This is a genomic window from Pseudomonas sp. 05N434 (genome assembly GCF_056396965.1).
Genome location: NZ_JBFTMK010000053.1, coordinates 1 through 14237 on the forward strand (window position 1 = coordinate 1; position 14237 = coordinate 14237).

The following is a 14237-nucleotide window of genomic DNA, read 5'->3' on the forward strand; positions in this document are numbered from 1 at the left end:
GGCCATGGCCATGGACCCGGATATCCTGCTGTTCGACGAACCGACCTCGGCGCTGGATCCGGAGCTGGTCGGCGAAGTACTCGCGGTCATCAGCCACCTGGCCCGCGAAGGCATGACCCTGCTGATTGTCACCCACGAGATGGATTTTGCCCTGTCGATTTCCGACCGGGTGATCTTCATGGAAAACGGCCACATTCAGCTGGATGCCTCGCCACAGGCGATCCGCGAGCAGCCCGAGGCTCATAGAGTGCGGCGGTTCATGGGATTGCAGGTGCCAGAGGAGGAGGGATGCCTGCCTTGAATGGGTTTAGCCGTGTGCCCTCAGAATTCCTATGGCGACAAATAGCGCTTTTGTATGCGCGCCAGGGTGCCGTCATCGCGAAGCGTTTCAACCGCCGCACGCAAGTCTTGCACCAGTTGGGCGGAGCACTGCTTCGAGCAAGCCAGGTAGAGGTCCACACTGCTCATGACGGGGCTCATGTGCAGTGTATGTTCAGACACTTTCGGCCAGATGTATCGACTCTCCGGGACACCGTTGAACCAGGCATCGATGCGACCTTTCAAGAGCATCTGCGCGGGGTTGTCGCCAATGGTCAGGGGGTGGATCTGCTCGTCGCTGAAGCCTTGTTCACGGAGGATTTCCTCCTGCGCACTGYCCAGGCCGACGCCGATCCCCCGGTAGGTTTGTTTCGCTTGCTCGAAGCTGCTCACCGGCCGGTCAAGGCTGAAAAAAGCACGCTCCATGGGCATGATCGGCGCGATCCAGGTGAAGCGATCTTCACGTTCCTGCGTGCGTGACAAAGGGGCGATCAGGATGTCCTGAGTCTCGCTGACATGTTTCTGCGATCTGGCCCAGGGAAGCACATGGACATGCGCGACATATCCGGCGTTGGCAATGGCGGTCATCACGGCCTCGCCGACCATGCCGTGGCCTTTGGAGCCATCGACGAACGTCAGGGGTGGAGCGTCCGGGATATACAGTTCGAGCGGCAAGGGCGCGCCACTCGCGTGACAGGCAATCAGCAGCGAGATCGACAGGCACAACCTGCAAAGCGTCTTTGTACGGGCAGTTGAGATCCGTGAACTCCCGCTCATGGTTGATCATTCAGGCATTGAAAGTAGGGGGGAGCCACAATTCACCGGTGGTATTGATCACAGGGATGATGAGTCTGTTTTTGTATTGGATTCGGCATCGACGCCGTATTTTACGCAGACTTTGTGGCGGGACACATCTACCTCCCAAGTGAATGTGTTTTGCGGGGCCAGTACCTGTTGTGCACCCGCATCACAATGGGCGAGCAGCAGGTGGCGTCAGGATCGGGCCTGGGTATCGCGGAACAGCTTGGGCGACATGCCGAACGCCGATTTGAACTGTCTGCTGAAATGAGCACTGCTGCCATAGCCCCAGGCAAAGGCGATGTCGGTGAGTGAGCGATGGGCATGTTCCCGGCTGCGCAGATCTTCGGCGCAGCGCGACAGGCGCCGTTGCCAGATGTATTCGCTGATGCTGCAGCCGAGCTCCTCCTGAAAGGCGCGGTGCAAACTGCGCACCGAGCATTGCTCGACGCTGGCGATGCGCTCGATGGTCAGGTCGCGGTCGGCCAGGTGGCGCTCGATATACGCCTTGAGGCGGTTTTGCTTGAAGAAGCGGAAATCGTGTTCGAGTTGTTTTTCTTCCTGTTTGTTCTTCAGGGCGTTATCCAGAAGCCCCACGATGCTGTTGCCGATCAGTTCGGCCGAATGATTGTTGAGCAGTGGGTACTGGCTGTACGCATCACTGATCAGATGCATCAACATGCGGCCCAATCCATTGCGCCCGTTCAGGTGAACATCGCCCGCTTGCGGTGGCTGTCGGGCCGGCCCCTTGAAGAGCAGGATAAAATGTTCGCAACCTTGAGTGCTGGTGACGCTGAAGGGCTGGCCGCTGTCGACCAACAGCATCTCGTCAGGCGCTAATGCGCTGCAGTGCCGACCTTGTTCGAAATGACTGACGCCGGCGATCTGCAGAATCAGCATGCGCGGCGTATCGGGTGAGTCGACCGCTTTGCTCAGATGGCGTGAGTAGCGATGGGCACTGGCGGTCATGCGGCAGAAGCCGAGCTGACCCAGATCGCCATATTCCAGCCGACCTTGAAAGTTGCTGTTATGCAACGGGTCGATGAACGTCGATTCCAGACGCTTGATGTAGTCCGGCGTGCGACCCAAGTGATCGCTCATGAACTCTTTCCACTTCATCAGCCGGTCGGAGCGAACAACCTGATCGGTGGACACACAGGCTAAATGACTCATTTTTTCGCCTCTTTTCTTATTGTTTTTGTTGATTGGGCAAATGGGTCAACACTTGCCCAATTTTAGTCCGGTCAGTATCGATCAAGAATCAGAAAGGGTAGTGGTGGCTCCCCGGTTGCCAGGTGACCCAATGGGCGCGGGTGAATTCATCCAGGGCGTAGTGACCATTGAAACGCCCGAGGCCGGAGTTCTTTTCGCCGCCGAAGGGCGCATTGGGCTGGTCGTCGACGGTGATGTCGTTGATATGGGTCATCCCGGCCACGATGCCACGGGCAAAGTTCAAGCCTCGGGCCATGTCCCGGGTGAATACCGCGCTGGACAGGCCATATTCGCTGGCGTTGGCCAACTCCAACGCATGCGCTTCGTTTTCTGCGATCAGCAGCGGCAGCAACGGCCCGAAGGTTTCATCACGTGCCAGTTCCTGATCGATCCCGACTTCACCGAAGACATGCGCAGGCAACACCAACCCGGACGCTGGGCCGCCACACAACCGCTTGAGGCCCGCATTCTCGGCGGCATCGATTTTACGCAACAGGCCATCGAGCTGGTTCTGATTGACCACCGGCCCGATCACGGTGTCTGCGTGGGCCGGGTCGCCGGTCTTGAGCTTGCGCACTCGCTCCACCACCAGCGCGGTGAAGTCCGCATACAGCGAGCGGTCGACGATCACCCGGTTGACGCTCATGCAGATCTGGCCCTGATGCAGGAAACGCCCGACCACTGCTGCGTGCGCAGCTATATCAATATCCGCATCATCCAGGACCACCAGTGGAGCATTGCCGCCCAACTCCAGCGCAACGCGCTTGATGTGTTTGCCGCCAGTCGCAATCCGGCCGACATTGCGACCGACATCGGTTGAGCCGGTGAAGGAAATCAGGCTTGGCACCGGGTGTTCGACGAAGGCATCGCCGATCTCCGAACCTGCACCGACCACGACATTGAGCGAACCCTCCGGGAAGCCTGCGTCTTCGAACAAATGAGCAATCAGCAGGCCGCCTGTTACTGCCGTGTCGCTGGCGGGTTTAAGCACCACTGTGTTGCCAAGCGCGAGTGCCGGGACCACCGAACGCATGCTCAGGTACAACGGAAAATTCCATGGGCTGATCACCCCGACAACACCCAGCGGTTCACGGAAGACAAAGCTCTGTTCACCGGGCTTGTAGCTCGTCAGGATCCGTCCTTCAACCTGCATCGGCAACGTTGCGCACTCACGCACCAGGTTCAGGGTGAACTGCCATTCCATGCTCGCCTTGATGCGCGTGCTGCCGGACTCACGTATCAGCCAGTCGATGATTTCATCGCGGCGGTTCAGGATGACGTGAGCGAGTTTCTCCAGTTGCGCGCTGCGCTGTGTCGGATGCAGCTGTGCCCACGCTGTTTGCGCACGATATGCAGCCTGATAGGCATCGTCGAGATCGGCAATCGAGGCCAGTGGCATTTCCAGCAGTTGCTCGCCATTGAAGGGGTTACGGTCATCCAGGCGCCGCGAGGAACGACCTGTACGCCAGGTGCCATTGATGTATTGGTCGCCGTTGATGGCGTAGAGGGGCAAATGTTGAGTCGTCATAGTCTTACCTTTGGAGGCAGGTGGCCGCGTCGATTAAGGACATGGATGATGCAAAACCTTGTCTGAAGAATGTGCTCAGCTTCTGATCCAGGCGCGCCCCCAGGAATTGAGTGTGTACTCCTCCTGCGGCCAGACACCGGGTTGGCGGGCGGCATCGGTCATTTCGAGTTCGGCGGAAAACTCCAGGCGGTTGCGATCGGCATCGACGACCATAAAGAACAGATTGTTGCCCGGCCCATGCCGGCCGGGGCCGAAGAAAATGGTGATGCGTTCCTTGGCGAAGCGATCACCCCAGTCGCGGATATCATTCCATTCATTGGTTTCGTAGCAGTGGTGATCCCATTCGTTTTTCGAACCGCGGAAAAATGCCAGCGAATGATGTTCATCGTCCGAGCGCAGGAAGCACACCATGAGCTGGCCGGTCTGCTCGTCGACGACATTGTCCGATACCGTAAACCCGACCTTATTGACGTAGAAATCGATCATGGCTTCCAGTTCAGTGGTCTGGAATACCACGTGCTGCAAGCGGCCCGGCATGCCTTGACGGTCGACACCGGGATCAATGCGGGACACGCCAAATATCGTTTGTCGGCCTTGAGGGTCACGAAGCACAAAGGCATCCGGTTCGAGCAACGGCGAGTCGATGTCTTCGACAGCACAGCCGTTCTCGTTCAGGCGGGCGCGCAGTTCTCCCAGCCGAGCCTGATCGCCCAGGTCATAGGCCGCCGCAAGCAGGCCGCTGTGATCGGCGGGCGACACGAGCATGGCGCGTTGCGGGCCACTGAGTATCCAGCTGCCATCGGGCTGTGCCAGGCCTTCCATGTCCAGCATGCGCCGGTAGAAATCGATTTGTCGTTGCGGCTCTTTGCTCGCCAGATGCAGGTAGCACAGGCGTGCAGGGGTGCAGGTCTGTAGGGTTTGCATAAACACCTCCGTGGCTTTAAGAATTCAGGGAAAGACTGGCGCGATGCTTGATTCGGCTTTTTGGTTTCGCGCCTGTGCGATGCCGAACAGCAACTGCAAAGATTCGGCAGCCTTTGTTTCGCCGGCCTTATCGAAAATGGCGGCGATATAGCGATCCGGGCGCAGCAGCAAGAACGTGTTTGAATCGCCCAGTATTTCTTTGAGCAAACCCTGGCGGTCATGAAGCACCGTGCAGCCAGGCATCGAAGGCATGTTTTTGACAGGCTCGGGAAGGAYCAGAATGCGCTTGGCTTCGAGGTGGAACCACAAGCCATGCTGGAGTTCGTCGATGCGTTGGCGGCTGTGGTCGCCGTACTGAATCAAGGCGAAGCCGGCACCGATCGAGTCATCGAGCAGAATTTCCTGGCCTTGAGCATCGGTGAGCATCGGTTGAGGGAACATGTGTCCGCAGGACARTTTCCCGGCTTTACCTTCGGTCAGTACCAGCCCTTTGGTGAATCGGGGTTTAGGCTTGAAGCGCATTTGCAGGAAATAGTCCCGCAACGGCGGCAGCAGGCCGATCAAAGCAAATGCACCGCTGATCAAATGAGCGCGCAAGACAGTTGCCGGCGCCATGACCACGCCGAGGTTCAAGGCCAGTCTGATCAATGCCCAGGCGTGATCGCGACGCTCGCTTTCGTAAGACAGTAGAGCCGTTTCAGCCATTTTGCCCTTCAGCACGCCGATCAGTTTCCAGGCCAGGTTATGGGCATCGCGAACACCGCTGTTCATGCCCTGTCCGGCATAGGGAGGGGTCAGATGCGCGGCATCGCCGGCGAGAAACACGCGGTTCACTTGCCACCGTTCGGCAACCCGGGCGTGGAAGGTATAAACGGTCTTGCGCACGATGGACGCCGGGGTGTTGCCCTTGAAGGGATAAAGTAACGCTTGCAGGCGAGCATCGCCGAGTACCTGCTCATCGGTTTCGTCCGGCTTGAGCAGAAACTCGAAGCGGCGTGTGCGGTGGGGGCCGGGTACTTCAACGACGGGACGGCGTGCATCGCAGTACACACGTGTTTGCCAGAACGGATCGTCATCCTGATCAGTGTCGACCACCAGCCAGCGCGAGGAGAAGCTCGAGCCAACCATCTCGATTCCGAGTTGCTTGCGCACCGGGCTACGACCACCGTCGCAGGCGACCAGATAGGCCGCATGGACTTCGACAGTTTCGCCGTCTGCGTCACGGATCAGTGCGCGCACGCCATGCTTATCCTGACTGAATTCCAGCAGCTCATGGCTGAACCGTGCCTTCAGGTTGGCAAAGCGCTCGAGGCCCATTTTCAGGGTGTGTTCAAACAGTGGCTGGCGAAATGCATTGCGCTTGGGGAACCCATACAACTTGCCGGTGGGCTCGACTTTGCCGAAGCAGCGGCCACCGGGCCGAGTGAAGTAGTGCACGCCATAGCCCGGCACTACATCTCGCAACACGGCTTCATCCAGTCCGACGGCCTGCATGGTGCGCAAGGATTCGTCATCGATCGAAACGGCCCGCGGCTCGGTCACGGTGTCCGGCTTGCGATCAATGATCAAGGTGTCCACATCGGCTTGGCCAAGCAAGTTGGCCAGGGTCAGCCCGGTGGGCCCGGCGCCGATGATCAAGACGTGTGTACTGATTTTTTTGAGGGGTGTCATTGTTGTTGTTCCCTTCCGGATGGCTCAGTCCAATGGCTTGGGGCGGTTGGCGAGTGCAGCCATGAGTTGCGACAGGTTGTGCGCCAGGGCGAGGACCTGCTGTCCTTGCTGTTCTTCCTGAGTGCTGTCACGTTCCTGAATCGGGCGCACGCAGCTGATGCTGCCGACGACTTTGCCATCGCCATCGAAGATCGGAGCGGCGAGGCCATAGAYGCCAGCGTCGACTTCGCCGGCGCTGGCCACATAGCCCTGATGACGAAGACGCTGCAGCGAGCGGCGGAACTGTTCCCAGGTCTGACCAAGGTTGCTGGCGCGCACCTCATCGGGGTTTTCCAGGAAGAGTTGGCTGTGTTGACGCGAGGTCATGTTGGCGAGGATGGCCTTGGAGGTCGCCCCCAGGAACAACGGCCTCGGTGAGCCGCGTGAGTAGCTGACCTCGCTGAACAAATCGCCGTATTGATGAATGCAGACCACCTGGTCCTTGAACAGGCGGCAGATCAGCCAGATCTGCTGCTCGCTCCAGCGTGGGAGGCTTGGCTCCAATGATTGTGCGGCGCGCACCAAAGGGTCGCTCAGTCGCAACTGACGGTCCCAGGTAATGATTCTCGCGCCCAGGGCGTAACGTCCGGCCCCGACCTGAAACAACAAGTTGGCCTCGGCCAGTTCGCGCACATAGCGGTAGATGGTTGAACGGGTAAACCCCAATGCACCGCCCATGTCATCGACAGCCCAGATCGGACTCTCTTCGGTAAACAGATCGAGTACCCGCAGCATGCGCTCCAGGCTAGAACCTTTACTGTCGATATCCTGCGCCGGCAATTGTTCTGATTCGCGTAGTGTGGCCATGGCTTACTGCTCGTCGACGATGCTGTTGCGCAGGATGCCGATTCGCGAAATTTCGATCTCGACTTCATCGCCCGGTTTCATCCATACCGGCGGTTCACGGAACGCGCCGACGCCGCCGGTGGTGCCGCTGACAATCACATCGCCGGGGGCCAGTTCGGTGAAGGTGGAGCAATATTCGATCAGCGCGCGGACATCGAAAATCATGTCGCTGGTGCTGGTGTGCTGCATGACTTCGCCATTGAGGCGGGTAGTCAGTTCCAGGTCCTGCGGATCGCCGATCTCGTCGCGGGTGACCAGCCAAGGTCCAAAGCCGCCGGTGTTCGGGAAGTTCTTGCCCGGCACGAATTGAATGGTGTGTTTCTGCCAGTCGCGGACACTGCCGTCGTTGTAGCAGGCGTAACCGGCGACATAGTCCAGCGCGTCGGCTTGCTTGACGTGACGCGCCGGTTTGCCGATCACCACCGCCAGCTCGCCTTCAAAATCAAGCTTGTGCGAGGCCTTCGGGCGAACGATGGGTTGCAGGTGGGCAGTCTGGCTGTCAGCGAAACGAGTGAAAATCATCGGGTAGGTCGGCATCTCACGACCGGTTTCACGTACGTGTGTGGCGTAGTTGATGCCAATGCACAGCACTTTGCCCGGGTTCGGGATGACGGGTAGAAAAGTTACTTCAGCCAATGGGATACGAGGCTGGCTCGCGAGGACCTCGTGGCTCAGTTCGGCCAGGCGATTGTTGGCGATAGCCTGCTTGAGATCGGTGCCGAAGGTTTGCTTGACCGACTCCAGATCGATGACATGCTCGCCATCGACGACGCCGTAGGTGCTACGGCCTTGAACAATAAAGCTCGCGAGTTTCATTGAGTGCTCCTTGATAGAGGATCAGCGCATGCGCAGGGAGCAAAGAAGCTCGGCACTGCTCATGCAGCTATGGCGGCAGGTAAGCCGCGGCGGTTGAGGTTCAATCTAGTTGTGGAGATTAATCCTGTAAAGCAGGATTTATTAAAAATCCCAAAATGCAGGAATTATGCTTTTTTATGTATTTTTGGCAGCATTTTGCCGACCCTCCGGAACAGGCAATACGAGACAGTGAAGTGTTTGGAAGGTCAGGGCAGGGGCCGTATCCCGGCCTGGTGAATCACAGGCTTCCTGTCATTTCAGTGGGCCGCCCATGGTTTCATTGTTTGCTCGGCACCCAGCAACCATGCAGCGACATGCGCATCCGGAACGGCACTTTGATTCGTGCAATGGGGCCATTCTCCATGTCACGAGAATCCAGAACTACAAGCTCGCTGCGACCGTCCGCGATGTGATTGAGAACGGAAACGACGTAGCCATCCGCCTCCTGCGCATCAGGGGAGCGCGGAATGAAAATGGGCTCCTGGAAGCATCCGCTGTCACCGGGAAACCAGGTATCGGTGGTGCCTGTTTTCAGGTTCACATGGGCCAGCAGATTGAAGAATTGAAACGGAATCGGCCCATTCGCCGGGTTGTACGGGCGCTCAGGATCGAACGCGAGCACAAAGCCGTGCTCATATTTCCGACCGATGTAGCGGTCATCGCACCTTGGGAATTCGCAGGGGTAATCCGTCAATGGCTGCGGTTGAATGTCCTCCTGCGTGCTGGTCAGGTCGAAGGTCCAGCGCATCAGGCTGGCCGCCAGTGTTTCGGGTGGCGGGACATGACCGTCGGCCTGGGGAAAGAAGTAAAAGATATTCCCGCCGGTGACCGGCATGTCTACGTAAACCTTGTCGCCCTCATCGAACGCGTTGAGCGTATGGCCCTGGAAACCGTCCTTGGGGCCCTTGAACCATCGAACGTCCTCCGCGCGCCCATTGCGTGGTACGACGGCGAAGAGCTGAGGCAGATCGGGTTGCCATTGGAAATGCTGGCCACCTTTCTTCATACGCTCGAGGTCGGTCGTCAACGGAATCAGCGGGAACACCACGTAGTGTTCAGTCACCGCGAAATCATGAACCATGGCCGCGTACGGCGCCTGGAACCAGATTTGGTGCAACAGCTTTCCGTCGGGCGACAGTTCGAAATAGGCCAGGTCAGGTGTGCCGTCACCTTTGGCTTCGTAGCTGAAGGCCAAGAGGTTTCCTGTTACCGGGTCGAGCTTGGGGTGGGCGGTGAACGTCGCTGATTCGATCTGCCCGTCAAAATGCCACTCGCCGAGGGTTTCCAGTGTTTCAAGATCCATTGCCCAGGGCATGGCATCTTCTTTGAGTGCAAGCAGCACACCGTTATGAGCGACAACGCTGGTATTGGCGGTGGTGTTGTTCTTCGCCGCCAGTGGATCATTGGTGTAGACGTTGCGATAGATTCCATTGAGCGAGCGACCTTCGCGGCGCTGAGCCATCAACCGGTCGGTTATTACGTAGCGACGTCGCATCGACACCTTGCCATCGGCAAAGTAGAACGCGCTGACCATTCCGTCGCCATTGAAGAAAATATCCGAGCCCAGCATCGGCGGGTATTGCGGGTCTGGCGCAACCTGATAAAAAGCGCCACGGATCGAAGCGGGAAGGGTGCCTTCAATCTCCAGGTCGAACACCTCGGCTTCTATCCGACTGGGTGCATAGAGCGCGCCGGAAAATTCAGGGGTTTGGGGAAACGGGGTGGTCATCGGCATAACCTCTGAAGATGGGTATCGATTGTTCATTGACGGGGTTCCTGTTTGATATCAGGTCAGGTCGACTGAGGCGACAGTGCTGTTGCGCAAGGCTTCGCGTCACGACGAAAACGTGCAACGAGCAGACACGAGATAAGCAGGGCTGTCAGGTAGGCCGAGGCCGCCAGCCATCCGACGGCGCGGAACTGTCCTTCGCCTACCACGAGTGCCGCGCCAAACGGGCCGAGCCCCTGACCAACGAAAATCGCGGCGTTACCCAGCCCGGCCAGTCGGCCGGAAGGGTCCAGCTCGGCCGCCATAGACAGTAAGTAAGGCAGACTGAAAAACCATACTGCATGGATCAGGCAGGCAGTGACTGCAAACGCGACAGGGGTATTGCCATAGACCATGACCAGAGTCGCAATCAGCGCCGTGCCGAAGCTCAGTAGTTGCGGAAACAGCAACCCAAGGCGTCTGCCGATAAGTCCGGCCAGTGCCGCTCCAAGGGCACCGGCAAGGATGCTGCCCCCCAGTATTGCACCGATCTGTTGCGGTTCCAGGCCAATGCTTTTACCGATGCGCTCTTGGTAAACCCACAGTGCGGAATGGCCAAAAAACAGCAGCGTAAAAAGCATCAGCAGTAAGATCGATGTGAGCCCGAAAGGCGGGATCGAGCCGCTCGCTGCCCGATGTGCCTCGGGGTAGCTCCTCGGCACTCTCCAGCTACCAACCATCGCCAGGGCACTGGCGATGGCCAAGAGATAAAACGCCCCGGCCACGCCGAATGATTTCAGAATCACCGGCATGGAACTCACGAGCAGCATCCCCCAGAGCAGGTTGCCGATGTTTATCACCGCGAACGTCGAATCCTTGGATGTGCGCAGGGCTGCGGTGGCGTAGACAACGGCCATGACCGCGCCACCGCTTGCGCCGCATATCATTCGGCAGATCAGTAGCAACCCCTGGTTATGCAGTTGAGCACTGGCCAGATTGCCAAGTACCAGCATCAGCAAGGCAATCAGGGCAAAGCGACGCCGGTCGACGCTGGCCATCAACATGGCGCAAACGCCGCAGGCGACGGCCATCGCAATCAGTTCTGCCGCAAAAATGGCGCCGATGGCATTCAGCGGCAAACCGAGTTGGTCGATAAAGGCTCCGCCCAGAATAGGCTGGATTTGCAACGTCCCTAAGGAAATGACCATCATCAGGCAGATAGCGGCCAATGATTTTTTACTGTCAATGGAGTCGAGCGCGTTCATGAAACATCACCTCGGGTAAAAGGGCCCGCTCATGCACGAGTGGGCGCACATCGGTCAGAATGTGTGGGCGTATCGGATCTGGACGGCGTAATCCGTTTGCGCGCGGTTCTCGACACCGGTCTCTTTATAGGTGTTCAACCAGAAGCCCTGGCCATCGCTGATTTTCCAGAACAGGCCCGGGCCAATGCCCAACACCTTTTCCCGAGAGTTGCTCAGCCGACCTCCGTTAACCTCGTCATCTGATATTTGCCTGAAGTAGTACCCGTTGATCCCGACGGATACGTTGGGGACCACTTCATACGAGGCCGTGAAGTTGGCCCACGCCGATTGTCCTGCCCGGGTGTCGCGCACAGGCTGGCCCTCGAAAAGTTGCGTCGAACTGCTCGCCGGATCGTTGTTCTTGAAGTTGTACAGGTAGTGCAGCCTCCAGCTCACTTCCCAACGAGGCGCCGGCATCCAGGTTGCGGCCCAGTAGGGGTTCAGAGAGAAGTAGTTGGAGCCTGGATTCAGGTCTTTATGTTTATCGTATTTGCCGGTTGGAAGGATGGTGTCGAAAGCCAGACGCTGCACAAACACGGGCCTGCCGTGGGTGTCGACGATCGGGTCGAACTGGATCTGCGGCCCTACCGTGACATCACCAAGCCCTGTGCCGTTATCCTGGAGCTTGGCACCGTTGTCGCCAAAGTCACCGTCCAGGGAGATGATGGGCACCAATAAGCTCCAGCCCAGGTGTGCACCACCGCCGATGGTGTCGGGTGAGTAATAGCTCAGTTGGTTGATCAGCGAGATGACGTTGATCTTCGGATTGTCGAAGGCGCCATTATCCTTGCCTGCATTGTCCCTGATGCTGCGTGCGGTGCTGAATTTCAGATAGGTCAGGTGGGACAGACCGGGCGGCCCCGCGAAACCGTCGTAGAAACTGGTGCCGCCCAGATTGATACCGCTGGGTTCACTCACCGACGGTGGTGGAGGGCCCTCTGCTGCGGGTACGGCAAGCGATGCGAAGCTGAGTGCCAGGCATACTGGCAGGGATTTTTTCAGGCTCATCGAAGTGGCTCTATTCTTGGAATTGTGAGCCGGGGTAGCTCCCCTGGCACTTCGACTTTAATTCCCGGACGTTCGTGATGCTTGAGCACAGCGGCCAGAGTTGACTGAGAGCGCCATGATGCAAGGGGGGCAGCGCGAAACCTGTGGGGGGCGGGCTTGTCCCACATTCTGCACATCGTGTCAGTGCGCCAACGAAGTGGAATGCTTGCGGACTCACCGGTTCAAAAAGTCTGCCCCATGGAGAACTGGAACACTTGCGTATCAGCGTTCTCAGGCTTTTTGACCGGGAAGGCCAGGTTGAAACTCAACGGTCCCATCGGGCTGTACCACGTGACGCCGACTCCCACGGAACTGGCCAGTTGACCGAGGTCGACACCGTCGCAACCCTGGGTGGTGCTCAGGTAGCACTTGTTGGAGTAGACGCTGCCGACGTCCCAGAAAACCGAAGTGCGCAGGGATTTGTTGTCTTTGATGAAGGGCATCGGGAACAGGTATTCGACCCCGCCGGTAATGAGGATATTGCCGCCCAATGCGTCGGTGTCCCGATCCGAATAATACGCCTGGCCGGCACTGGCATAGGTGCCGGTGGCCGGGGTGTTGCGCGGGCCGAGGGTGCCGCTTTCAAAGCCGCGCACCGAACCTTCGCCACCGGCCGTGTAGTTTTCATAGAAGGGCAGGCCGTCGGTCGAGCCGTAGCTGTTGCCATAACCGAGCTTGGTGTGGAAACGCAGCGAAGTGGCGTTGCTCAGTGGCAGGAAGGTCTGCCCGGTGTAATCGATCTTGTAGAAACTCAGATCACTGCCGGGCACTGTCACCGTCAGGTTGAGGTTCTGCGAATGTCCGCGGGTGGCCAGCACGCCCTTGTTCAGGGTCGATTCCGACCAGCCGAGGTTGGCCTTGAAGTTGTTGAACTCCTTGCCCTCGCGTGCAATGAAATCGTAGATCTCATCAGCGCTGTAGGTGCCTGGCTCGATGTTGTCGTGTTGCACGGTCAGGCCGAAACTCAGCCGTGAGGTTTCATTGATCGGGTAGCCAAGTGAAGTGCCGGCGCCATAACTGTTGATGGAGTAGTACGAAACGCCGTCACTGTAATAATCGCTGTAGTCGGTGGCGTTGTAGAACAGGTTGTAGCCCAGGCTCACCCCGTCCGGCGTGAAGTAGGGGTTGGTAAAACCGAAGTTGTACTTGCTTTGGTAGTCCGAGCGGGTCAGGCCCAGGCTGGCGTAGTTGCCCGTGCCCAGGAAGTTGTTCTGAGTGATCGAACCTCCGAGGATCAGGCCGGAACTCTGAGAGAAACCGACGCTGGCGCTAATCGAACCGGAGGCCTGCTCTTCGACGCTGTAGTTCACGTCAACCTGGTCGTCGACGCCCGCTACAGCCGGCGTCTCGACGTTGACTTCCTTGAAGAAGCCCAGTCGTTCCAGGCGGGTCTTGGATTGGTCGATCAGGTAGGTCGATGCCCAGCCACCTTCCATCTGACGCATTTCGCGGCGCAGCACTTTGTCGTCGGTCTTGGTGTTGCCACGGAAGTTGATGCGGTTGATGTAGGCCCGCTTGCCCGGGTCGACCACGAAGGTGATATCGACGGTATGGTCGTCATTATTCGGGTTGGGGACCGCGTTGACGTTGGTAAAGGTGTAACCCTCGTTGCCCAGGCGACGGGTGATCAAGTCCGAGCTGGTGGTCATCAGCTTGCGGGAAAACACCTGGCCTTGCTGAACCAGCAACAGGGAGCGGATCTGGTCTTCAGGCACTTTCAGGTCACCGCTGAGCTTGACGTCACGAACGGTGTACTTCGCGCCTTCGTTGATGTTGACGGTGATATAGACGTGTTTCTTGTCCGGGGTGATCGACACCTGGGTCGAGGTGATGTCCATGTTGATATAGCCGCGATCCAGGTAATAGGAGCGTAGGCGCTCCAGGTCACCGGAGAGTTTTTCGCGGGCGTACTTGTCATCGTTCTTGAAGAACGACAGCCAGTTACTGGTCTTGAGCTCGAACAGGTTGATCAGGTCTTCATCAGCAA

12 protein-coding genes are annotated in these 14237 nt (G+C 58.2%); 1 reads left to right on the forward strand and 11 read right to left on the reverse strand.

The features are described 5' to 3' along the window. A partial coding sequence (locus AC1DLB_RS05885; protein ID WP_477784722.1) for an ATP-binding cassette domain-containing protein occupies positions 1-301 on the forward strand: 301 nt, incomplete at its 5' end. Between the two features lie 29 nt (positions 302-330). Here AC1DLB_RS05885 and AC1DLB_RS05890 read toward each other — a convergent pair. The 11 genes from AC1DLB_RS05890 to bamA form a co-directional block, all read right to left on the reverse strand. Next, a complete protein-coding gene (locus AC1DLB_RS05890; RefSeq protein WP_477784723.1) occupies positions 331-1095 on the reverse strand; it encodes a substrate-binding periplasmic protein in 765 nt (254 codons plus the stop codon). Between the two features lie 216 nt (positions 1096-1311). Beyond that, a complete protein-coding gene (locus AC1DLB_RS05895; RefSeq protein ID WP_138867425.1) occupies positions 1312-2289 on the reverse strand; it encodes a helix-turn-helix domain-containing protein in 978 nt (325 codons plus the stop codon). A gap of 88 nt (positions 2290-2377) precedes the next feature. Further along, the gene (locus AC1DLB_RS05900) at positions 2378-3856 is read right to left on the reverse strand and encodes an aldehyde dehydrogenase family protein (protein ID WP_477743202.1); all 1479 of its coding nucleotides are present in this window, start codon (positions 3854-3856) and stop codon (positions 2378-2380) included. 75 nt (positions 3857-3931) lie between these two features. Further along, on the reverse strand, positions 3932-4780 hold the full coding sequence (locus tag AC1DLB_RS05905) for a VOC family protein (protein WP_305409094.1): 849 nt from the start codon (positions 4778-4780) through the stop codon (positions 3932-3934). Positions 4781-4804: 24 nt separating this feature from the next. Next, positions 4805-6451 carry a bifunctional 3-(3-hydroxy-phenyl)propionate/3-hydroxycinnamic acid hydroxylase gene (locus tag AC1DLB_RS05910; protein ID WP_477784724.1) on the reverse strand — a complete coding sequence of 549 codons (1647 nt, stop codon included), beginning with the start codon at positions 6449-6451 and terminating at the stop codon, positions 4805-4807. Between the two features lie 24 nt (positions 6452-6475). Then, complete coding sequence (locus AC1DLB_RS05915) at positions 6476-7297, reverse strand: IclR family transcriptional regulator (protein WP_477784725.1); 822 nt, start codon at positions 7295-7297, stop codon at positions 6476-6478. Positions 7298-7300: 3 nt separating this feature from the next. Next, positions 7301-8152: a fumarylacetoacetate hydrolase family protein gene (locus tag AC1DLB_RS05920; RefSeq protein ID WP_028940727.1), complete on the reverse strand. Its 852-nt coding sequence runs from the start codon at positions 8150-8152 to the stop codon at positions 7301-7303. Between the two features lie 316 nt (positions 8153-8468). After that, positions 8469-9920 (reverse strand): carotenoid oxygenase family protein, encoded by a 1452-nt coding sequence (locus AC1DLB_RS05925; protein WP_477743235.1) that lies wholly within the window; start codon positions 9918-9920, stop codon positions 8469-8471. Positions 9921-9982: 62 nt separating this feature from the next. Further along, entirely contained in the window at positions 9983-11164 is a 1182-nt protein-coding gene (locus tag AC1DLB_RS05930; protein ID WP_477743199.1) for an MFS transporter, read from the reverse strand. A 54-nt stretch (positions 11165-11218) separates the two neighbouring features. Next, a complete protein-coding gene (locus AC1DLB_RS05935) occupies positions 11219-12211 on the reverse strand; it encodes a SphA family protein (RefSeq protein ID WP_477743198.1) in 993 nt (330 codons plus the stop codon). Between the two features lie 221 nt (positions 12212-12432). Next, the coding region (bamA, locus tag AC1DLB_RS05940) for an outer membrane protein assembly factor BamA (protein WP_477784726.1) at positions 12433-14237 on the reverse strand (1805 nt) is incomplete at its 5' end.